Genomic DNA, 20490 nt, shown 5'->3' with positions numbered 1-20490 from the left:
GAGTGATACGTGAGCTTGGCGACAGCCGGAAAGCTGGCCTTCCAGGCCCGTTCCCCTCCCCGGACTATGCTCTTCCAGCGCACCTGTGAACCCCCACAGCCGTACCTCGAAGCCACCCCGCACCCCCACAGCCAGACCCCTGGAGCACCCATGAGCCTCAAGATCACCGTGATCGGAACCGGCTACCTCGGCGCCACCCACGCCGCGGCCATGGCCGAGCTCGGATTCGAGGTGCTGGGGCTGGACGTCGTGCCGGAGAAGATCGAGATGCTCCAGCGGGGCGAGGTCCCCATGTACGAGCCGGGGCTCGAGGAGCTGCTGCGCAAGCATGTCGCCGGGATCAAGGGGTCGACCGGGCGGCTGCGGTTCACCATGGACTTCGCGGAGGTGGCGGCCTTCGGCGACGTCCACTTCGTGTGCGTGAACACCCCTCAGCGGCACGGTGAGTACGCCTGTGACATGTCGTACGTCGACGCCGCCATCACCTCCCTCGCGCCGCATCTGACCGGGCCCGCCCTCGTGGTCGGCAAGTCGACCGTGCCCGTCGGGTCCGCCGACCGGCTCGCCGCCTATCTCGCCGCGAACTCCCCGGCCGGCGCGGCCGCCGAGCTGGCCTGGAACCCGGAGTTCCTGCGCGAGGGCTTCGCGGTCCAGGACACGCTGCACCCGGACCGGATCGTGGTGGGCGTGCGCAGCGAGCGGGCGGAGAAGCTGCTGCGGAAGGTGTACGCGGGTCCCATCGCCGCCGGCTCGCCCTTCGTGGTCACCGACTTCCCGACCGCCGAGCTGGTGAAGACCTCCGCGAACTCCTTCCTGGCGACGAAGATCTCGTTCATCAACGCGATGGCGGAGATGTGCGAGGCCTCCGGCGGCGACGTGGCCAAGCTGGCCGAGGCCATCGGGTACGACGACCGGATCGGCAGGAAGTTCCTGCGGGCGGGGATCGGGTTCGGCGGCGGCTGTCTGCCGAAGGACATCCGGGCGTTCATGGCGCGCGCCGGTGAGCTGGGTGCCGACCAGGCGCTGACCTTCCTGCGCGAGATCGACTCGATCAACATGCGCCAGCGCGGGCAGATGGTGGAGCTGGCGCGGGAGGCGCTGGGCGGCGGGGCTTTCCTGGGCAAGCGGGTCGCGGTGCTCGGCGCCAGCTTCAAGCCGGACTCGGACGACGTCCGGGACTCGCCGGCGCTCAATGTCGCCGGTCAGATCCACCTCCAGGGTGGCCAGGTGACGGTGTACGACCCGAAGGGCATGGACAACGCCCGCCGTGTCTTCCCGACGCTCGGGTACGCGGACTCCGCGGTGGAGGCGGTGCGGGGCGCGGACGCGGTGCTGCATCTGACGGAGTGGCGGGAGTTCCGTGAGCTGGACCCGGCGGCGCTCGGTGAGGTCGCGGCGACCAAGCTGGTCCTGGACGGGCGCAACGCCCTGGATCCCCAGCTGTGGCGGAAGGCCGGCTGGACGTACCGGGCGATGGGGCGGCCGACGGCCTGAGGAAATTCGGCGCGGAACTCGGCAGAGGCTCGGCGCGGAACTGGGTAGGGAACTCGGTACGGATGTCGTCAGCATCGCGGCGCCGCAATCGGCACCGAGTTCCGTGAATTGCTGACAGGTTTGCCGAAGGTCGAGGAATTCTCGCGGAATCGGTGAAGAAAGAGACCGGACTGCGGAGATTTCCTGCCCGTCATGCGCCTCCACGCCCTGACGGACTGGGTGCGGTGGCGCCAGTTCCCCCGATGCTGGCACCCGACTTCACGGCTGGCATATGCCGCCGTCCGCGAAACCATCAACATGAGTTCGAATTTTATTCGAGGTCCATCCGAGCAGCATGCGGAATGGACCGATCTCACAGTGGACACCCTCGCGATGGAGAGCTAGGCAACAATCGATTAACCGAGGCGTATTCACGCGGAATCCGCACTCCACTCCACTGGTCGTCATTCGCCACACCCTCATGTGGATTGACCCGACCATGCCAGGAGAGAACACATGCCCTTGTTCCGTAGGGCGGAGTGGCCACGGGATCACCGCGACGAGTTGGTGGCGGGAGCACTCGTCGGCGCCGTGGTGATCGTGCTGGGTTACGCGTCGGGCATCGGCGCCCCCTCCGCCTCCGGAGAGGCCGCCACGGCTCCCACGCCACCGCCCGCCGCCACGGCACCGGCCAGCCCCACGCCGACCGCCCCGGGCGGCTCCGGCGCGCAGGACCCCGGCACCGGAATGGGCCAGTACCCCGTCGGGACCGGCGGGATGCCCGGATACGGCGGGACCGGCGTCGGCTACGGCGGGACCGGCGTCGACACCGGCTACGGCTACGGCACCGGCGGCCAGGCGGGCGGCACCGGCGAGGCCGGTCACCCGGGTCACCAGCCCGCACCGCCCGCCGGCACCACCTCCCCCTCCCCCACGCCCACCCCCTCCCCCTCGGGCTCCACCCCCGCCGACGGCGACGGCTGCCAGGACGGCGAGGTCACCCTCGTACGGCCGTTGCTCGGCGGGCTCACCCAGCCCGTGTTCGGGCTGCTCGACGGCAGCGACGAGACACCCGAGCCGCAACCGTCCCCCTGCGTCGGTCTCGCCTCCGTCTCCCTGACCGGCCTCCTCGGCACCGGCTCCTCCCCCCAGCCGGAGGCGACGCCGTGACCACGCCGCTCCGCCGCACCCTGTTCCTGTTCCTGCTCACCCCGCTCCTCTACGCCCTGGTCGGGGCGCCCCAGGCCGCCTCCGCCCACACCGAGCTGGTCTCCGCCTCGCCCAAGGACGGCGCGCACCTCAAGAAGGCACCGGGCCACCTGACGCTCACCTTCGACGAGCCCGTCGACCTCACCGACGTACGCGTGCTGACGGTGGACGGCGACCGGCTTCCGGTGTCCCGGGCGGCGGCGGCGAAGGGCGGCACCCGCGCCGTGCGGGTCGCGCTCGCCGCGCCGGACCACGGCGATCTCGCCGTCGTCTGGTCCGTCGTCGACAAGGAGGACGGGCACGCCTCCTCCGGCCGGATCGCCCTCACCGTCGGCACGCCTGCCGCGAAGGCCACGACTGGCGGCGGTGAGGCCGCGTCTCCCGCTCCCGCGCCGTCCCCCTCGGTGCGCAAGGGCCTCGTCGCCGTCCGCTGGGCCGGTTACCTCGCCCTCGCCCTGTACGTGGGCGGTCTCGGCTTCCTCATGCTGCTGTGGCCGCGCGGCGCGGACGAGCCGCGGGCCCGGGCCCTGCTCGGTCTCGCCTGGACGACAGGGCTGCTGGCGACGGTCGCGGGCATCGGCCTCCAGGGCGCGTACACCGCGCTCGGCGGCGTCCGGGACGCGCTGCGCCCGGCGACGTACGCCGACGTGCTGACCACCGAACCCGGCGTCGTGCTCGCCGCGCGCACGCTGCTGTGGGTGCTGGCGGCCGTCGTGCTCGGCGCGCTGCTACAGGGCGGGGCCCGTGCCTCCCGCTCCCCGGGCTGGCGGGTGGGCGCCCTCGCGGTGACCTTCGGGCTGCTGCGGACGACCGGGATGACCGGCCACAACTCCGAGGGCAGCGAGCCCACCTGGGGCGCGGTCGCCGACTTCGTCCATCTGCTCTTCGCCTCCCTGTGGATCGGCGGACTGGCCATGCTCGCGCTGGCCGTGCTGCCGCGACGGCGGGCCGGGGAGCTGGCGGCGGTGGTGCCGGGCTACTCGCGGCTCGCGGCCGTGAGCGTCGCCGGGATCGTCGGCGCCGGGCTGGTGCTCGCCTGGCAGGTGGTCGGGTCCTACGGCGCCCTGCTGCACACCTCGTACGGGCAGCTGCTGCTGCTCAAGACGGGCGTTCTCGGGTGCGTCCTGCTCGCCGCGTACGCGAGCCGCCAGTGGGTGCGCACCCGCCTCGATCTCGCCGTGCTGCTGCGCGGCGACACCGCCACCGTGCGGTCCTTCGGCTACTCGGTCGCGGCCGAGACGGGGCTCGTCCTCGTCGTGCTCGCCGTGACGAGTCTGCTGGTCACGGCCGACCCCGGCCGTTGAACTCTCCCCAATGCACAAGGAGTTGCAGTGACGCAGAACAACGACACCGGTGACCGGCGGCGCAGGCCGCCCGCCGGGAACCGGGGCCTGCTGGTCGCCGGGCTCGGTGCGGCGCTGGCCGCCGTGCTCAGCCTCGGACTGCTGAGCGCGGTCTCGGGCTCCAAGTCCGACTCGGTGCAGAACGCGGGCGCGGCTCAGGCGCCCGCGGCTGCCGCCGAGGCGCGGCCCGCCGCGGCCGCCAAGGCGGACTACCAGGTCGACATCTCGGGCATGAAGTTCGGCAACGGGAAACAGCTCGTCGTCGAGGTCGGCCAGACCGTCCAGTGGACCAACCACGACAGCGCGCCGCACACGGTCACCACCACCAAGGCCCCGGTCAAGTTCGACTCGGGGACCCTGAACCAGGGCGACTCGTGGTCGTACACCTTCACCAAGGCGGGGACGTACGAGTACTACTGCGCGGTGCACCCGGACATGGTCTCGTCCGTGAAGGTCGTGGCGGCCGGTGGCGGCGGTGGCGGTTCCACGCCGGCGCCCACCCCGACGACGGCTCCCACGAGCACGCCCACGACGGGCCCCACGGGCACCCCGACCGGGACGCCCACCGCGGGTCCGACCGGCATGCCGATGCCGACCGGCACGGGCGGCACGGGTGGTGGTTCCGGTGGCGGTACGGGCGGCGGTTCCGGTGGCGACGAGCAGTGCGCCAGCGCCCAGGACGTGCTGATGCCGATCCTCCAGCACCTCTACGCGGCGCACCTGGAGCGGTCGCCGGGCGAGCAGGTGCAGGACGCCCTCGCGCTGGACTCGTACATCAAGATGCACACCGTGTGGGTCGAGAGCATCCTCAAGCCGGCCGTCGAAGGCGGCGGCACGGTGCTCGACAGCACGCTCAGCACGCTGCTGAACCACGTCAACAGCGCACACCTGGGTGAGTCGCTCGGCCAGCAGGTCACCGACCTGCTGAACGTCGACAGCTACGTGAAGATGCACACCGTCTGGGCCGGGCAGATGCTCACGCCCACCACGGACTACATCACCGACAACTGCTGACGCGGTCCGCGACACGGGTGGACGCCGCTCCGGCCGGGGCTCAGCCGGCCGGAGCGGCGACCGTGTCCATTCTCCACTCCACCGCCACGCATCGGGAACCGCTTTCCAAGGAGACCGGGATGACGACCGTCACCCTGCCCACCGTCCCTCCCCCGCCTCAGTCACAGGTGGGCGACGACCGCCGACTGCCCCTGCCCGGCCGGTACACCGTGGCCGCCGGCCGCTCGCTCGTCGAACTCACCGCCTGGTACGGCCCGTTGCCGACGCTGCGCCGCCGGGTGACGCTGGCCGGGGCCTGCCTGACCGTGCCGGCCGGCCCAGAGCCCGCGGAACACGCCGAGCACGCCGCCCCCACCGGGCAGGTCGCGCACACCGAAGACGCCGTCGGCCACGAACACCCCGACTTCCGCTTCGAGTTCGGCGGCCGCCACCTCACCGCCGCCCTCACCTCCGAGCGCGTCGACGAGTCCCCCGGCCATCTCCGACTCACCGGCGACCTCGCGGTGAACGGGGTCGCCTTCCCGGTGCTGCTTCGGCTGCGGGTGGTGGAGCGGTCCGACGACGGGCTGCTCGTCGTGGGCCGCGCCCGGCTGCCGTACCGGCTGTTGCGCCGCGCCACCGGGTTCCGGCTGCCGTGGCGGACGCCGGCCACCCGGCTGCGGCTGCTGGTCGCGGCGGAGTTCGCGTGAGGGCGATCCGGGCGGCCCGGCGGACGGCCCGGGGTGCCGCCGTGTCCGCCGTCCTCGCGCTTCTCGCGTTGCCGCTGCTGCCGGCCGGGCAGGCGTCGGCGGCCTCGTACAGCGTGACGATGAAGGGGTACGCCTTCTCGCCCGCGAACCTGACCGTCCCCGTCGGATCCACGGTGACCTGGACCAACCAGGACACCGCACCGCACGACGTGAAGACCACCTCGGGCCCGGTCTCGATCCACTCCCCCATGCTCAACAAGGGGCAGAGCTGGAGCTTCACGTTCACCGCGGCCGGGACGTACGGGTACTACTGCACCGTCCACCCGAACATGACAGCCGGGATCACGGTCCGCCCTGCGGCACCGGCGGCACCGGCGGCGCCGACGCACGAACACTCCGTGGGCTCGACCTCCTCCGGCGGCTCGGGCGGCTCCGGCGGCTCGACGGAACAGCGGGCGCCCACGCCGCCCCGGACCGCGGCGAGCAGCAAGGCGCCGCCGATGCGCATGCCGTCGGCGTCGCCGTCCGCCACCGCGTCCGGTGCGGCCGCGCCGCAGACGTCCCCGTCACCGCAGGATCCGCCGGCCGCGCAGATGCCCGCGACCCAGTCCGCCGCCTCGACCGCCCGCCCCCTGGATCCCCTGCTCGTGCTGACCGGCATCGTCGCCGGGGTCGCGGTGCTGTGCCTGTTGCTGGTCGGCTCCCGGGCCTCGTCACCCCGGAGGGAGGAGGCGTAGGCCGGACCTCGAGGACGGGCCGGGCCTCGGCCGCAGCTCAGCCCCTGGCCGCAGCTCAGTCCTTCGCCCGGTAGCGCCGCATCTTCGCGCGTGCCCCGCACACCTGCATGGAGCACCAGCGGCCGCGGCCGGCCGGGCTGCGGTCGTAGTACGCCCAGAGGCAGTCGGCCGCCTCGCAGGCCTTCAGGCGGGTCCAGGTGCCCTCGACGAGGGCCTGGGCGACGGCCGCCGCGACCCGGGACAGCAGCGGGCCCTCGTCGGCCGGGGCGAGGGCCGCGGAGCCGTCTGCCGCGTCGACCGTCACGACCAGGGGCGCCCGTGCGAGCAGCTCGCCCAGCGGGATCACCGTGCGGTGCGGGGCATGGCCCGCGTGGGCGAGCAGGGCGGCGCGCAGGGACTCACGCAGTTCGCGGGCCCCCGCCAGCTCGTCCTCGGCGACACCGAACCGCGCGCGGCCCTCCACCGAGTCCAGCGAGTCGGCGTCCGACTCGATGTCCAGCGTGTTCACCAGGGACTGGATCAGGGCCAGACCGCCGGGCGCGGGCGATCTCTCACTCATGCTCGCGACGTTACCGCCAATAGGGATGCATGCGGTAACCGTTACTGGTTACTCTCCTCTACAGGTAACCGAGGTAACTGCGGCTTCAAGGAGGAAGTCATGCCGTTCGCCAAGCTGGGCACCGTCGTCCTGGACTGTCCCGACCCTCGAGCCCTGGCCGGGTTCTACGCCGATGTGCTCGGCGGCACGACGAAGGACGAGGGGGATTGGGTGGACCTCAAGCTGTCCGACGGGCAGACCCTGTCCTTCCAGGCCGCCCGGGGCACGTACCGCCGACGTGGCCCTCGTCCGACGGCTCGCAGCAGTTCCACCTGGACCTCGTCGTGGCGGACCTGGACGAGGCCGAGAAGAAGGCGCTGGCGCTGGGCGCGAAGCCACTGGACGCCGAGGACCGCTCCCGGACCTTCCGGGTGTACGCCGATCCGGCAGGGCACCCTTTCTGCCTCTGTCTCAGCTGACCTGGGAGGACTTCATGACACCCGTGGCACGCATCCGTTCGGTGGTCGTCGACTGCCCCGAACCGCGCCTGCTCGCCGAGTTCTACGCACAGGTCGGCGGCGGCACCCCCGAGGGCACGGACGACGACTGGGTCGTGCTCCGTATTCCGGACGGCCCGCGGCTGGCCTTCCAGCGGGCGCCCGGCCTCACCCCGCCGGAGTGGCCGCGCGCGGACCGCAACGCGCAGCAGTTCCACCTCGACTTCGACGCCGGGTCCACCTGGGAGGAGATCGACGCGGCCGAGGAGAAGGTGCTGGCGCTGGGCGCGAGCGTCCTGGACCGCGAGGACTACGAGAAGAAGGGCTTCCGGGTCTACGCGGATCCGGCCGGGCATCCCTTCTGCCTCTGCCGGATCGACCCCGTCTGATCCCTCCCTCCCCCCAACTCCCGTCCCTTCGGGCGGGAGTTCGGGGCCGATCGGGCACCTTTGTACGGGGACCTTCGTCTTCAGTACGTGAACATTCAAAGACCCGCCCCGCTCCGTGCCCTCGTGATCGACGCCGACCCCCGCACCCGGCCCCTGATCACGGAGCTCAGCACGCTGGGCTTCGAGGTGTACGCGGCCAGCCGCGGCCGGTTCGCGATACCGGTCGTCCGTTCCGCGCGGCCCGACCTCGTCGTCCTGGACCTGGCGCTGCCGGACGACGACGGCATCGAGACGTACGAGGAGCTGCGCGCCGCCGGGGTGAACGCGCCGGTGCTGTTCCTCTCCGGCGAGGAGCCGGAGGCCCGGGCCGCGGCGCGCCGCGTGATGACGGGCACCGACGGGCACCTCACCAAGCCCTTCGCGCCGGCCGAGGCGGTCGCACGCCTCCAGGAGCTGCTGGCACGCGACCTGGCCGACGAGAGCCGGCTGCTGCGCAACGGCGGCCTCACGGTGGACGTGGACCGCCGCGCGGTCTGGCGGGACGACACCCGCGTCGAGCTGTCGGCCCGCGAGTTCGACCTGCTGAGCTACCTGATGGGCAACGTCGGCCAGGTCGTCACGAAGAAGCAGATCCTGGAGCGGGTCTGGGGGGCGCCCTCCCGCTCCGGGACCGTCGAGACGTACGTGTACTACCTGCGCCGCAAGCTGGGCGACGACGACCAGTCGCTGATCAGGACGGTCCGGGGGCTCGGCTACACGATGACGCGCGGCTGACGACCCGCCGCCCTGTCACCCCGCCCCCACTCGGACCAGCCGCCCGGGCCACCGCCGCCGTTTCAGCCGTCCAGTGACTCGATCGTCGCGTTGGACGGCCCCCGCGTCGACCGCAGGTCGCGGGCCACGTCCTCCGCCGCACCCAGGACCCGTACCGCGTTCTGCCAGGTCAGCTTGGCCAGGTCGGGCTTCGACCAGCCGCGGTCCAGGAGTTCGGCGATCAGGTTCGGGTAGCCGGAGACATCGCTGAGACCGTCCGGGGTGAACGCGGTGCCGTCGTAGTCGCCGCCGATGCCGAGGTGGTCGATGCCGGCGACCTCGCGCATGTGGTCGAGATGGTCAGCGACCGTGGCGACCGTCGCGACCGGACGCGGGTTGCTCTCCTCGAAGGCGCGGTGCACCTTCATCGCCTCCGGGGTGGTGGCGAGATGGTGGAAGCCGTGCGCGCGCATGTTCTCGTCGGCCGCCGCCGTCCAGTCCACGGCCGCCTGGAGCACGAACTTGGGGACGAACGTCACCATCGCCACGCCGCCGTTGACCGGCAGTCGTTCCAGCACGTCGTCCGGGATGTTGCGCGGATGGTCGCACACCGCCCGGGACGAGGAGTGCGAGAACACCACCGGCGCCGACGAGGCGTCCAGGGCGTCCCGCATCGTCGTGGCCGCCACGTGCGAGAGGTCGACCAGCATGCCCTCGCGGTTCATCTCCCGCACGACCTCACGGCCGAAGGCCGAAAGACCGCCGACGCCGGGCCGGTCGGTCGCGGAGTCCGCCCAGGCCACGTTGTCGTTGTGGGTGAGGGTCAGGTAGCGGACACCGAGGGCGTACAACCCGCGCAGCGTGGCGAGCGAGTTGCCGATCGAGTGACCGCCCTCCGCGCCCATCAGCGAGGCGATACGGCCCTCGTCGCGCGCCGCCGTCATGTCCGCCGCGGTCAGCGCGGGGCGCAGGTCCCGCGGGTAGCGGGCCAGCAACTGCCGTACGCAGTCGATCTGTTCCAACGTCGCCGGGACCGGGTCGGGCAGGTCCGAGCGCACGAACACCGACCAGTACTGCGCGCCGACGCCGCCCGCCCGCAGGCGGGGGATGTCAGTGTGCAGGTGGGGGCCCTGGTGGGTGGCGATGTCGCGGGCGTCGAGGTCGTAGCGGACCTGTTCGCGCAGCGCCCAGGGGAGGTCGTTGTGCCCGTCGACCACGGGGAACTCCCGCAGCAGCTCCCTGGCCCGGTCAACCGAGTTCGTCGAGTTCGTCGAGGTCGTCGGGGTCATCGGGTCACTTCCCGAATCCGAAGCCGTCGCCGAGTCCCTCGACCTTGGCGCGCAGCCGCTTGCCCTTCTCGGTGGCCTGGTCGTTCAGCTCCTGCTGGAACTCCTGCATCCGGCCGAGGAGTTCCTCGTCGTGGGTCGCCAGGATCCGGGCCGCGAGCAGGCCCGCGTTGCGCGCGCCGGCGACGGAGACCGTGGCGACCGGGACACCGGCCGGCATCTGCACGATGGACAGCAACGAGTCCATGCCGTCGAGGTACTTCAGCGGGACGGGAACGCCGATCACCGGCAGCGGGGTCACGGACGCGAGCATCCCGGGCAGATGGGCCGCGCCCCCCGCACCGGCGATGATGACCTTCAGCCCGCGCTCGGCGGCCTGCTCGCCGTACGTGACCATCTCGCGCGGCATCCGGTGCGCGGAGACGACGTCCACCTCGTACGTGATCTCGAACTCGTCGAGGGCCTTGGCGGCGGCCTCCATGACGGGCCAGTCGGAGTCCGAACCCATGACGATGCCGACAACAGGGCTCATTCGGTGATCGTGCCTCTCAGGTAGCCGGCAGCGTGACGGGCGCGCTCCAGCACGTCGTCCAGGTCGTCGCCGTAGGTGTTGACGTGTCCGACCTTACGGCCGGGCTTCACGTCCTTGCCGTACATGTGGATCTTGAGCTGGGGGTCGCGGGCCATGCAGTGCAGGTACGCGGAGTACATGTCCGGGTAGTCGCCGCCGAGCACGTTGACCATGACCGTCCACGGGGCGCGCGGGCGCGGGTCGCCGAGCGGGAGGTCGAGGACCGCGCGGACGTGGTTGGCGAACTGGGACGTGATCGCGCCGTCCATCGACCAGTGCCCGGAGTTGTGCGGGCGCATGGCGAGCTCGTTGACGAGGATGCGTCCGTCGCGGGTCTGGAACAGCTCGACGGCGAGGTGGCCGACGACGCCGAGGTCCTGGGCGATCCGCAGCGCCATCTCCTCGGCGCGCAGGGCGAGGCCCTCGTCGAGGTCGGGGGCGGGCGCGATCACCGTGTCGCAGACGCCGTTGACCTGCCGCGACTCGACGACCGGGTAGGCCACGGCCTGACCGTGCGGGGAGCGTACGACGTTGGCGGCGAGCTCGCGGACGAAGTCGACCTTCTCCTCGGCGAGCACGGGGACACCGGCACGGAAGGGGTCCGCGGCCTCCTCGACGGAGTCCACCACCCACACGCCCTTGCCGTCGTAGCCGCCGCGGACGGTCTTGAGGACCACCGGGAAGCCGTCGCCCTCCGCCGCGAAGGCGGCCACGTCGGCCGGATCGCGCACGATCCGGTGCCGCGGGCAGGGCACCCCGATCGCGTCCAGCCGCGCCCGCATCACGCCCTTGTCCTGGGCGTGCACCAGCGCGTCCGGGCCGGGGCGGACGGGAATGCCCTCCGCCTCCAGCGCCCGGAGGTGCTCGGTGGGCACGTGTTCGTGATCGAAGGTGATCACATCGCACCCGCGCGCGAAGTCACGCAGCGTGTCGAGATCGCGGTAGTCGCCTATGACGACATCGCTCACGACCTGCGCCGCGGAATCCTGCGGGGTGTCACTGAGGAGTTTGAATTTGATGCCGAGCGGGATGCCCGCCTCGTGTGTCATACGAGCGAGCTGACCCCCGCCGACCATGCCGACTACCGGGAACGTCACGGTCCTAGGGTATCGGCCACGCCTCGGTGGCTGGTTTCCCACCCTCCGGGCCCGTCTTTGCCGTCCTGTGAGCTCGCCCATAGGCGATCACTAAGGGGGGATGGTTAGCATGGCTGAGTTGACGAAATCTAACGGGATGGGGGCCTGGACAGCCATGGAACGTGGTTCCCAGGGGCTTCCTGCGGCTCCTCCGGCGCCTCGCAGCGCGGCGCGCCAGCGGGTCGACCGGTTGATGCGTGAGGCCGTCAAGTTCGGCGCCGTCGGCGGGGCCGGAGTGCTGGTCAACCTGCTCGTCTTCAACCTGGTGCGGCACTCGACCGACCTCCAGGTGGTGCGGGCGAGTGTCATAGCGACCGTCGTCGCCATCGTCTTCAACTACGTCGGTTTCCGGTACTTCGCCTACCGGGACCGCGACAAGAGCGGCCGCACCAAGGAACTCACCCTGTTCCTGCTGTTCAGCGCGGTCGGACTGGTGATCGAGAACGGCGTGCTCTACGCGGCGACCTACTGGTTCGGCTGGGACAGCCCGCTGCAGAGCAACATCTTCAAGTTCGTCGGCATCGGCGTCGCGACCCTGTTCCGTTTCTGGTCGTACCGCACCTGGGTGTTCCGCGCACTTCCGGCCAAGGAAGCCGTGGCCAGCGCGGAATCGTTCCTGGCGACGGACGCGAAGAAGGGTCCGGCGAAACAGCGCGCCTAGGGCCTGTCGTTTGGATCAGGCCGCAGGAAACTGACGGTGCTGGTCGATGCCGGTGAGCGGGGTCTGGTGCGTGCAGCTGCAAGGCGGAGGAGGGCGTCGATGCGGAGCATCGGCAACCGACGACAACGCGGGTGGGGGTCCCTCCCGCTCGAGCGAAGCCGAGAGTGGGGGAGTGCGTGCCAGACCCCGCGTCTGCGGCGTGATCCAAACGACAGGCCCTGACCGTCCTGCCCGCGTTCAGCGGACCGTCGGTTCCTCGTCCTGCTCGGCGGCCGCCTTCCGCAGCGGCGTACGCGACAGGAACAGGCCAAACACCGGGGGCTGGGTCTGGAGCATCTCCAGGCGGCCCCCGTCGGCCTCCGCCAGGTCCCGGGCCACCGCCAGACCGATGCCCGTGGAGTTGCGGCCGCTGATCGCCCGCTCGAAGATCCGCGCCCCGAGGTCGGTGGGCACCCCGGGCCCCTCGTCCGTGACCTCGATCACCGCCTGGTTGCCGGTGACCCGGGTGCGCAGCGCCACCGTGCCGCCGCCGTGCATGAGGGAGTTCTCGATCAGCGCGGCCAGCACCTGCGCGACCGCGCCCGGGGTGCCGACCGCCGTCAGATGCCGCTTCCCGGAGCTGACGATGGCCCGGCCCGCGCTGCGGTAGGCGGGGCGCCATTCGGCGAGCTGCTGCTGGATGACCTCGTCGAGGTCGAAGGTGACGGCGGAGCCGGTGCGCGGGTCGCGGTTGTTGGTGAGCAGCCGGTCGACCACGTCGGTGAGGCGCTCCACCTGCGTCAGCGCCACGTTCGCCTCCTCCTTCACCGTGTCCGGGTCGTCGGTGAGGGTGATCTCCTCCAGGCGCATCGACAGGGCCGTCAACGGCGTACGCAGCTGGTGGGAGGCGTCGGCGGCAAGCCGGCGTTCCGCGGTGAGCATGCGGGCGATGCGCTCGGCGGAGGAGTCGAGGACATCGGCGACCCGGTCCAGCTCGGGGACGCCGTACCGCTTGTGCCGGGGGCGTGGGTCGCCGGAGCCGAGGCGTTCGGCGGTCTCCGCGAGGTCGGTGAGCGGGGAGGCGAGCCGGTTGGCCTGGCGGATCGCCAGCAGCACCGCGGCGATCACCGCGAGCAGTGCGACCAGCCCGATGATCAGCAGGGTCCGGCCGACCTCGCGGGTCACCGAGGAGCGCGGCTCCTCGACGACGACGGTCTCGCCCTCCTCGCCGTCGGCCTTGCCCTGGATCACGTCACCGGGCAGCCGGGTGCCGACCTCGATGGTGCGCTCCCCCGGGATCCGGATCATGGCGTATCGATCCTGCGCCACCTGGTCCCGCAGGATCTGCGCGTCCACGGTCGCCGAGGTGAGCAGTCTGCTGTCCACGATGCTGGCAAGCCGCTGCGCCTCGGAGTCCACCCGCTCCTGCGCACTGGTGCTGATGGTGCGGGTCTCGACGATGACGAGTGACACCCCGAACACGGCGATCACGACGAGCACCACGGCGAGGGTGGACTGGATCAGACGGCGACGCACGGGGCCCTCCGGACAGCTTTACGACGAACGGCGCGCCGTGACGACGAACGGTGCGCCTAACTCTTCTCGAACCGGAACCCCACACCGCGCACCGTCGCGATGTACCGGGGGTTCGCCGCGTCGTCACCGAGCTTCTTGCGCAGCCAGGAGATGTGCATGTCGAGTGTCTTGGTCGACGACCACCAGGTGGTGTCCCAGACCTCCCGCATCAGCTGGTCGCGGGTGACGACCCGGCCGGCGTCCCGTACCAGGACCCGCAGCAGGTCGAACTCCTTGGCGGTGAGCTGGAGCTCCTCGTCGCCCATCCAGGCGCGGTGCGACTCGACGTCGATGCGCACCCCGTGGGTGGCGGGCGGCTGGGCCGGTTCGGCGGCGCCGCGCCGCAGCAGGGCCCGCACCCGGGCGAGCAGTTCGGCGAGCCGGAACGGCTTGGTGACGTAGTCGTCGGCGCCCGCGTCGAGGCCGACGACGGTGTCCACCTCGTCGGCGCGCGCGGTCAGGATGAGGATCGGGACCGTCAGGCCCTCGGCGCGCAGCCGGCGGGCCACTTCGAGACCGTCCATGCCGGGCAGACCCAGGTCGAGGACGACCAGGTCGACACCGCCCTGCGTTCCGGCGTCGAGCGCGGTGGGGCCGTCCTCACGCACCTCGACCTCGTACCCTTCCCGGCGCAGTGCGCGGGCCAGCGGCTCCGAGATGGACGCGTCGTCCTCGGCGAGCAGTACACGGGTCATGAGCCGATGGTAAACCGCGCAGGCCAGGACCTGGGGTGTGATCGACGGCCCGTTGTTCTTACCTTTTGACGTTCGGGGCCCAACCCGTGAGGCACTGTGATGCACACCTCCATCTATGAGGTGCGATTGTCGTAAAGACCTTGGAAGGGGCGTGTGAGGTTCCCGTCTTACCTGTGATTCGTGTCTCAAGTCCTTTTTTTTCCGGCGCTGTGCTGCCGTATGGTGAACGAACGCCTGCAGCACCGTGGGGACCTTTGGCGAGGAGTTGACGCTGAAGGTCTCTTTTGTGTGCGGGCCGGTCACCCACCGGCCTTGAAAGGAAAGCACCCCAGCAAGGATCGACCATGGCGTCCAGCCTGACGAAGGACTCGGTCACCCCCGGCTCCGAGAAGACCTTCTTCGGCCATCCCCGCGGACTGGCCACTCTCTTCATGACCGAGATGTGGGAGCGATTCTCCTACTACGGCATGAAGGCCCTGCTCACCGTCTATCTGCTCTCCGGCGGCCCCGGCGCCGGCAAGGGCAGCATGGGCGGCGGCCTGGCGATGGACGTGGCCACCACCACGGTGATCGTCTCCGTGTACTCGGCGATGGTGTACCTGCTCGCCATGCCCGGCGGCTGGCTCGGTGACCGGGTCTGGGGGCCGCGCAAGACGGTGGCCATCGCCGCCGTCACCATCATGGCGGGCCACCTGGTGCTGGCGCTGCCCGGCGGTCAGGCACCGTTCTTCGCGGGCCTGGCGCTGGTCGCGGCCGGTTCCGGTCTGCTCAAGGCCAACATCTCCACGATGGTGGGCCACCTGTACGACGGCCCCGAGGACCCGCGCCGCGACGGCGGCTTCACGATCTTCTACATGGGCATCAACGCGGGCGCGTTCTTCGCCCCGCTGGCCATCGGCACCGTCGGCCAGGAGGTCAACTGGCATCTCGGCTTCGGCATGGCCGCGGTCGGTATGGCGATCGGTCTCGCCGCGTTCCTGCTCGGCACCCGCAACCTGAGCCCGACCAGCAGCATCGTGCCCAAGCCGCTGGCGGCCGAGGAGCGCGCGGCCTGGCTGCGCAAGGGCCTGCTCTGGCTGATCGCGGCGGCCGTCTTCTACGGCGTCGTCGGCTTCACCGGCCACTTCACCCTGAACTGGGCGATGATCCCGCTCACCGTCATCGGCCTGATCGTGCCGGCGGGCGTGCTGCTGCGCATCAAGCGGGACAAGGACCTCTCGGGCACCGAGCAGTCGAAGATGACCGCCTACATCTGGTTCTTCGTCGCGGCCGCCGTGTTCTGGATGATCTACGACCAGGGCGCGTCCACCGTCCAGGCGTTCGGTGAGGGCAAGGCGGCGGGCTCGCTGCTCGGGTTCGACTTCCCGTCCTCCTGGTACCAGTCGCTGAACCCGCTGTTCATCATGGCGCTGGCCCCGGTCTTCGCCTTCGTGTGGGTGTGGCTCAACCGCGGGGGCAGGGAGCCGAGCACCATCGTGAAGTTCTCGATGGGTCTGGTCCTGATCGGCGTCTCGTTCTTCTTCTTCCTGATCCCGCTGGGCATGGCGTCGAACGGCACCGCGGTCAGCCCGATGTGGCTGGTGGGCATCTACTTCATCCAGACCGTCGGCGAGCTGTGTCTCTCCCCGGTCGGCCTGTCGGTGACCACGAAGATGGCGCCGGCCAAGTACGCCAGCCAGATGATGGGCGTGTGGTTCCTCGCGGTCACCGCGGGCGACTCGATCACCAGCCTGCTGTCCAACCCGGCGATCGCCGGTGTGGACCTCAGCGGCACCCCCGCCGTCCTCGGGGAGGCGGTCCTCGCCGCCCTCGCCGGCGTGGCGGTGTGGATGTACCGCCGCAAGGTGAAGTCCCTGATGGGCGACGTCCGCTGAGGCCTGCCGACCCCGTCTGATGATGCGCTGAGGGCCACCACACCGGGCAGGTGTGGTGGCCCTCAGTGCATCGCGGTCCCTGCCGTGGTCAGCGCAACCTCCGCCGTCCCGGCATGAACGTGAACACCGCGCCCCCCAGCAGTACCGCCGTCCCGGCGACCAGGCCGAGTGCCTTGAGGGCGCCGTCCGACTTGGCGCCGGTCTCGGCCAGGCCGCCACCGGACGTCGTACCGGAGGTGCCGCCCGAGCCCGAGGAGCCGGCCGAGCCGCCGCCGGACGCACCGCTCGCCTGCTGAGTGGTGTCCAGGGTGAGCGAGACCTCCGACTTGGTCGGTGTGCAGGTCGTGGTGGTGCCGAGGGCCTTGACCGTCAGGACGCCCGGCGACAGCGTGGACTCGCCGCTCGCGCCCGGCTTGTAGGTGCCCTTCAGGTCCGGGATCGTCATCGGGTCACCGGCGTTGATGGGCGCCGCGTTGGTCGGGCCCTCCACGTGCACCGTGCCCTTGTCGGCACCGCCGAGGACCACCTCCATCGACGGCTTGACCGAGTCCTTCGGAATGGCGGCCGGGCTGTCCATCACCGACCCCTTGAAGCGGACGGTGAGGTCGTAACTCCCGCCGTTCTTCTTCGCGTTGATCTGCACGGGCGAGGTCGCGTTCTTGTTGCCGATGGGCGTCTTGCAGGCGTACGGCACCTGGACCTCCTTGCCGGTGAAGTCGCTCTGCCCGGTGCCGTCGTCCTCGCTCTCGGTGGCGGTCGGCGTGCTCGTCGGAGTGGGGGTGCCGGTGGGGGTCGGGGTGGGGGTGGGGGTCGGGGTCGGAGTGCCGTCCCCCGCGGTCACCTTGATGGTCGCGGCCGGCTGCACCGCCGCCGTGGGCGCGCACTTGGTGTCCGTCGTCATGACGTTGATGGCGTACGCGTCCGGCGTCAGGGTGACCTCGCCCGGCGTCGTCAGCTTCAGCTTGCCCTTCATGTCGGACAGCACCATGTCCCCGCCCTTGGGGATCGCCGGGTTCTCCCGCGGCCCCTCCATGGCGACGGCGGTGGTCTGTGCGCCGGCCGCCTTCAGCGTTCCGGAGGGCTGGACGGAGTTCGCGGGCAGGTCGATCAGGTCCGGGTTCTTCGAGGCGGCCTGCACGAACTTCCACACCACCTCGACCTCGTCGCCGACCTTCGCGGTGGCCGGTGCGGTGATCTCCGCCTTGGTGGTGCCGTCGACGGGAGGCAGGTTCGCCGCGGCGGGCGGCACGCAGCGGGTCGCGTACGACACCTCGGCGGCCTGCGCGGACCCCGCGGTCACCCCGAGCAGCACGCCCGCCCCGCCGAGCACCAGCGCGAGGCCCGCCGCGCCCGCTCTTCTCGGCCCGTGGGCCGGTATGACTCTCCTTCGCTCGCTCACGTTGGTCCCTTCGTGGTGGGAGTCGTAGGACTCGTCGGACTGTCGTCGTGCGGTGCGGAGAGCCGGCCGGCCGTGCCCGGACCGGCGTCCGGAACGAACCACGGCAGGGTCGAAGCGGAGGGGGGCGCCTGCGCGGGGGCCTTCGGTCCGAAGACCTCGCCGGTCTTCGGACGGCGAGCACCGCGGGTGCCCGGTCCCGAAGCGCCGGCGGTCCTCGACCAGGGCGGGCGCAGCGGGAGTCGGGGCAGCCTGAGGCCGCGGTGGCGGACACCGCCCGCCCGGCGCGGCCGTACCCGGTCCACCACCGCCATCCCGACGCGGAACAGCGCGGCCGGTACGACCAGGCAGACCAGGATCCAGAACAGGGTCACGCCCCAGGGCCGCCCCACCTCCCAGGGCTGCTCGGCGAGGACCTTCCCGCCGTACTTCAGCGAGACCGTGTAGTCGCCGTGCGCGCCCGCCGACAGCTCGACGGGCAGCTTGAGCCGTGCCTTCCCGCCGGGCCGGAGGGTGCCGCGCCACTGCTGTTCCTCCCACTGCGGGGCGAACACTCCGTGGGCGGTGCCGATTTGGAAGACGGGGTCCTTGACGGCGGAGGTGCCGACGTTGCCGACGGTGAGGACGAGGGTGCGGTCGGGCGGCGCCCCGAACCAGGTCAGCAGCCCGCTGGAGCCGTCGAGCCGGGTGTCCGTGAGCACCGACAGGCGGCCGCCGGCCGGCTCGGCGGGCAGCGGCTCGACCGGGTGCCCGGCCACCTGGAAGACCGCGTCGGCCTGGGCCTGCGCCCCGGTCACCGTCGCCACGTGCACCACGCACGGACAGGGCACCGGCGGCTCGGCGACCGGCAGCTTCCGGCTGAACCGGCCCCGCGCGTCGGTGGTCACGGCCCGGCCGTCCGCGTTGGCGCAGGAGTTGGTGCCGCCGACCACGCCCCGGGAGGGCACGGCCCGCCCGCAGATCAGGATCATCAGCAGCGCCCGCTCCCGCCAGCCGCTGCCGGTTACGGTCACCGAACCCCCGGTGCCCGCCTGCGCGGTGGACAGCTTCACGCTCGGCCGGCCGGCCGCGGCCGCGGTGCCCGCCAGAGGCAGCAGGAGCAGCGCGAGCACCATCACCAACGCCCAGATCCGCACCTTCCCGCTCACGTTCCCACTCCCGTCATCCCGGCGACCGCCCACGGCGTCCCGGCGACCACCCCGACACCGACACCGACACCGACACCGGGACCACGCCGTACGCCGACGGACGCGCCACCCACCGCCGTCACTCCCCCGGCGCCCCACGGCAGGAACCGCACCGGCCCGACGCCGTCGCCACGCCCACCACGCCGTACGCCGACGGACGCGCCACCCACCGCCGTCGCTCCCCCGGCGCCCGCCTCGGGGGCTGCGCCCCGCGCCCCGCCGGATGCCGTCCCCCTCGGCCGCGGATCGACCGCGGCCGGATCGGGCCGGTCGAACCACCCGTGGGCGGCCTCGGCGGCCTCGGCGGCCTCGGCGGCCGCGGCGGCCTCGGCTCCGGTGGCGGCCCGAGCCGCGCCGAGCAGCGGCGGGAGGGACCGGCGCAGGGCACTGACGGCACGGTCGGTGGACGGCATCGGGCGGCTCCAGCGGCGGGGCGGTGCGGGTGGGCTCCAGGGGCGGGTTGGTGCGGATGGGACCAGTGACGGGGTGGTGCGGAGGGGACCAGCGCGGGGCGGGTGCGGATGCTGGCGGCGACGGCGGTCGCCCCGGGCGCGATCAGCGGCGGGCGGCCTGGTTCCTCCGGGTCAGCCACAACGCGCCCGCCGCGCCCGCGAGCAGCACCGTGCCGCCGAGCGTGCCGAGGGCCACCGCGGAGTCCTCGGGGCCGGTCTGCGGGAGTGCGGTGCCGGGGTCGCCGCCCGAGCCGCCCCCCGAGCCGCCGCCTGAGCCGCCGCCGCCCTGGGTGCCCCCGGAGGAGCTCCCGCCCGCCGCCGTCACGTCCAGGGACAGCGACGGCTGCGGGCTGCCGGTGGGCGTGCAGGTCGTCGTCGTACCGAGCGCCTTGATGGTGAGCACGCCCGCCGTGAAGGTGACCTTGCCGGACTTCTTCGGGGTGTACGTGCCCGACAGGTCACTGATCTTGATCGGGCTGTTCGCGGGGATCGCGGCCGGGTTGGCGGGGCCGGTGACGCTCAGCGTGCCGCTGTCCGCGCCGCCCAGCTTGATGGTGGCGCTCGGGTTCATCGACCCCTTGCCCAGTTCGACCGGGCTGGAGGAGACGCCCTTCTGCCACGACATGGTGACCCGGTAGCCGCCGCCGCTCTTGACGCCCTTGATGTCGATGGGCGAGAGCGCCGACTTGACGCCGATCGGTGTCTCGCAGCGGTAGTTGACGTCGACGACCTCGGCATGGGCGGCCGGGGCGGCCATCAGCACCGCCGAGCCGGCCAGGGCCGCGGCGGACGCGAGCGCGACGGTTCGTTTCTGGTACGTCCGGTTCGACACGGTCCCCTCATTCCCGAAGGCATTCCCGAAGGCGTTACCTGACGGCACATCAGATCGGCCGTCAAGGTACGCCGGGGCTCCAGAGGAAGGAAGACAAAGTGAACGCCGGATCTGTGGCGATCCGGCGTAGGTGAGGTGACGCGTGACGAAGGGCGCGAACCGTGGGTAACCCTAGGCTCGGCTCATGACGGAGCTCGTTGCGGA

20 protein-coding genes and 1 pseudogene are annotated in these 20490 nt (G+C 71.7%); 11 read left to right on the top strand and 10 right to left on the bottom strand.

Features of this window, described 5'->3' with window-relative positions:
• Positions 1–150: 150 nt before the first annotated feature.
• The 6 genes from ACFYRY_RS38235 (at position 151) to ACFYRY_RS38210 (ending at position 6465) form a co-directional block, all read left to right on the top strand.
• On the top strand, positions 151–1494 hold the full coding sequence (locus ACFYRY_RS38235) for a UDP-glucose dehydrogenase family protein (RefSeq protein WP_389156610.1): 1344 nt from the start codon (positions 151–153) through the stop codon (positions 1492–1494).
• Between the two features lie 495 nt (positions 1495–1989).
• Positions 1990–2643 carry a hypothetical protein gene (locus ACFYRY_RS38230; protein WP_389156608.1) on the top strand — a complete coding sequence of 218 codons (654 nt, stop codon included), beginning with the start codon at positions 1990–1992 and terminating at the stop codon, positions 2641–2643.
• On the top strand, positions 2640–3986 hold the full coding sequence (locus tag ACFYRY_RS38225; RefSeq protein ID WP_389156605.1) for a copper resistance CopC/CopD family protein: 1347 nt from the start codon (positions 2640–2642) through the stop codon (positions 3984–3986). Before ACFYRY_RS38230 ends, ACFYRY_RS38225 begins: the two co-directional genes overlap by 4 nt.
• Positions 3987–4013: 27 nt before the next feature.
• Positions 4014–5039, top strand: a complete 1026-nt coding sequence (locus tag ACFYRY_RS38220; protein ID WP_389156602.1) for a cupredoxin family copper-binding protein — start codon at positions 4014–4016, stop codon at positions 5037–5039.
• Between the two features lie 119 nt (positions 5040–5158).
• A complete protein-coding gene (locus ACFYRY_RS38215; RefSeq protein WP_389156599.1) occupies positions 5159–5728 on the top strand; it encodes a hypothetical protein in 570 nt (189 codons plus the stop codon).
• Positions 5725–6465 (top strand): plastocyanin/azurin family copper-binding protein, encoded by a 741-nt coding sequence (locus ACFYRY_RS38210; RefSeq protein ID WP_389156596.1) that lies wholly within the window; start codon positions 5725–5727, stop codon positions 6463–6465. Before ACFYRY_RS38215 ends, ACFYRY_RS38210 begins: the two co-directional genes overlap by 4 nt.
• Positions 6466–6520: 55 nt before the next feature.
• Here ACFYRY_RS38210 and ACFYRY_RS38205 read toward each other — a convergent pair whose 3' ends face one another.
• Entirely contained in the window at positions 6521–7024 is a 504-nt protein-coding gene (locus tag ACFYRY_RS38205) for a CGNR zinc finger domain-containing protein (RefSeq protein WP_389156593.1), read from the bottom strand.
• A gap of 99 nt (positions 7025–7123) precedes the next feature.
• On the opposite strand from ACFYRY_RS38205, the pseudogene ACFYRY_RS38200 reads away from it, so the two are divergent.
• The 3 genes and pseudogenes from ACFYRY_RS38200 (at position 7124) to ACFYRY_RS38190 (ending at position 8663) form a co-directional block, all read left to right on the top strand.
• Positions 7124–7482 (top strand): annotated as a pseudogene (locus ACFYRY_RS38200) (VOC family protein).
• 14 nt (positions 7483–7496) lie between these two features.
• A complete protein-coding gene (locus tag ACFYRY_RS38195) occupies positions 7497–7889 on the top strand; it encodes a VOC family protein (protein ID WP_389156590.1) in 393 nt (130 codons plus the stop codon).
• Between the two features lie 87 nt (positions 7890–7976).
• Positions 7977–8663 (top strand): response regulator transcription factor, encoded by a 687-nt coding sequence (locus tag ACFYRY_RS38190; RefSeq protein ID WP_389156587.1) that lies wholly within the window; start codon positions 7977–7979, stop codon positions 8661–8663.
• A 62-nt stretch (positions 8664–8725) separates the two neighbouring features.
• On the opposite strand, the gene ACFYRY_RS38185 is transcribed toward ACFYRY_RS38190, so the two are convergent.
• The 3 genes from ACFYRY_RS38185 to ACFYRY_RS38175 are packed head-to-tail and all read right to left on the bottom strand — an operon-like array spanning position 8726 to position 11596.
• Positions 8726–9931 (bottom strand): dipeptidase, encoded by a 1206-nt coding sequence (locus ACFYRY_RS38185; protein WP_389156584.1) that lies wholly within the window; start codon positions 9929–9931, stop codon positions 8726–8728.
• 4 nt (positions 9932–9935) lie between these two features.
• A complete protein-coding gene (purE, locus tag ACFYRY_RS38180) occupies positions 9936–10460 on the bottom strand; it encodes a 5-(carboxyamino)imidazole ribonucleotide mutase (RefSeq protein ID WP_389156581.1) in 525 nt (174 codons plus the stop codon).
• Complete coding sequence (locus ACFYRY_RS38175) at positions 10457–11596, bottom strand: 5-(carboxyamino)imidazole ribonucleotide synthase (protein WP_389156578.1); 1140 nt, start codon at positions 11594–11596, stop codon at positions 10457–10459. The genes purE and ACFYRY_RS38175 overlap by 4 nt, the downstream gene beginning before the upstream one ends.
• Positions 11597–11750: 154 nt before the next feature.
• On the opposite strand from ACFYRY_RS38175, the gene ACFYRY_RS38170 reads away from it, so the two are divergent.
• Positions 11751–12296: a GtrA family protein gene (locus tag ACFYRY_RS38170; RefSeq protein WP_389156575.1), complete on the top strand. Its 546-nt coding sequence runs from the start codon at positions 11751–11753 to the stop codon at positions 12294–12296.
• Positions 12297–12533: 237 nt separating this feature from the next.
• Here the strand turns inward: ACFYRY_RS38170 and ACFYRY_RS38165 are convergent, their stop codons facing one another.
• On the bottom strand, positions 12534–13811 hold the full coding sequence (locus ACFYRY_RS38165) for an ATP-binding protein (RefSeq protein WP_389156572.1): 1278 nt from the start codon (positions 13809–13811) through the stop codon (positions 12534–12536).
• Positions 13812–13867: 56 nt separating this feature from the next.
• Complete coding sequence (locus tag ACFYRY_RS38160; RefSeq protein WP_356772541.1) at positions 13868–14545, bottom strand: response regulator transcription factor; 678 nt, start codon at positions 14543–14545, stop codon at positions 13868–13870.
• A gap of 344 nt (positions 14546–14889) precedes the next feature.
• Between ACFYRY_RS38160 and ACFYRY_RS38155 the strand changes: the two genes are divergently transcribed.
• A complete protein-coding gene (locus ACFYRY_RS38155; protein ID WP_389156569.1) occupies positions 14890–16419 on the top strand; it encodes a peptide MFS transporter in 1530 nt (509 codons plus the stop codon).
• An 88-nt stretch (positions 16420–16507) separates the two neighbouring features.
• On the opposite strand, the gene ACFYRY_RS38150 is transcribed toward ACFYRY_RS38155, so the two are convergent.
• The 4 genes from ACFYRY_RS38150 to ACFYRY_RS38135 form a co-directional block, all read right to left on the bottom strand.
• Positions 16508–17818, bottom strand: coding sequence for a hypothetical protein (locus ACFYRY_RS38150; protein ID WP_389156561.1), 1311 nt, complete (start codon positions 17816–17818; stop codon positions 16508–16510).
• Positions 17815–18963, bottom strand: coding sequence for a hypothetical protein (locus ACFYRY_RS38145; protein WP_389156558.1), 1149 nt, complete (start codon positions 18961–18963; stop codon positions 17815–17817). Before ACFYRY_RS38145 ends, ACFYRY_RS38150 begins: the two co-directional genes overlap by 4 nt.
• A complete protein-coding gene (locus ACFYRY_RS38140; protein WP_389156555.1) occupies positions 18960–19415 on the bottom strand; it encodes a hypothetical protein in 456 nt (151 codons plus the stop codon). Before ACFYRY_RS38140 ends, ACFYRY_RS38145 begins: the two co-directional genes overlap by 4 nt.
• 142 nt (positions 19416–19557) lie before the next feature.
• Positions 19558–20286 carry an LPXTG cell wall anchor domain-containing protein gene (locus tag ACFYRY_RS38135; protein WP_389156552.1) on the bottom strand — a complete coding sequence of 243 codons (729 nt, stop codon included), beginning with the start codon at positions 20284–20286 and terminating at the stop codon, positions 19558–19560.
• Between the last annotated feature and the right edge of the window lie 204 nt (positions 20287–20490).

It is taken from the genome of Streptomyces sp. NPDC005263, from assembly GCF_042872365.1.
In the GTDB taxonomy this organism is placed as follows: Bacteria; Actinomycetota; Actinomycetes; order Streptomycetales; family Streptomycetaceae; genus Streptomyces.
The sequence above is the reverse complement of the archived record's forward strand: the minus strand, read 5'-3'. Positions and strand labels throughout refer to the sequence as shown.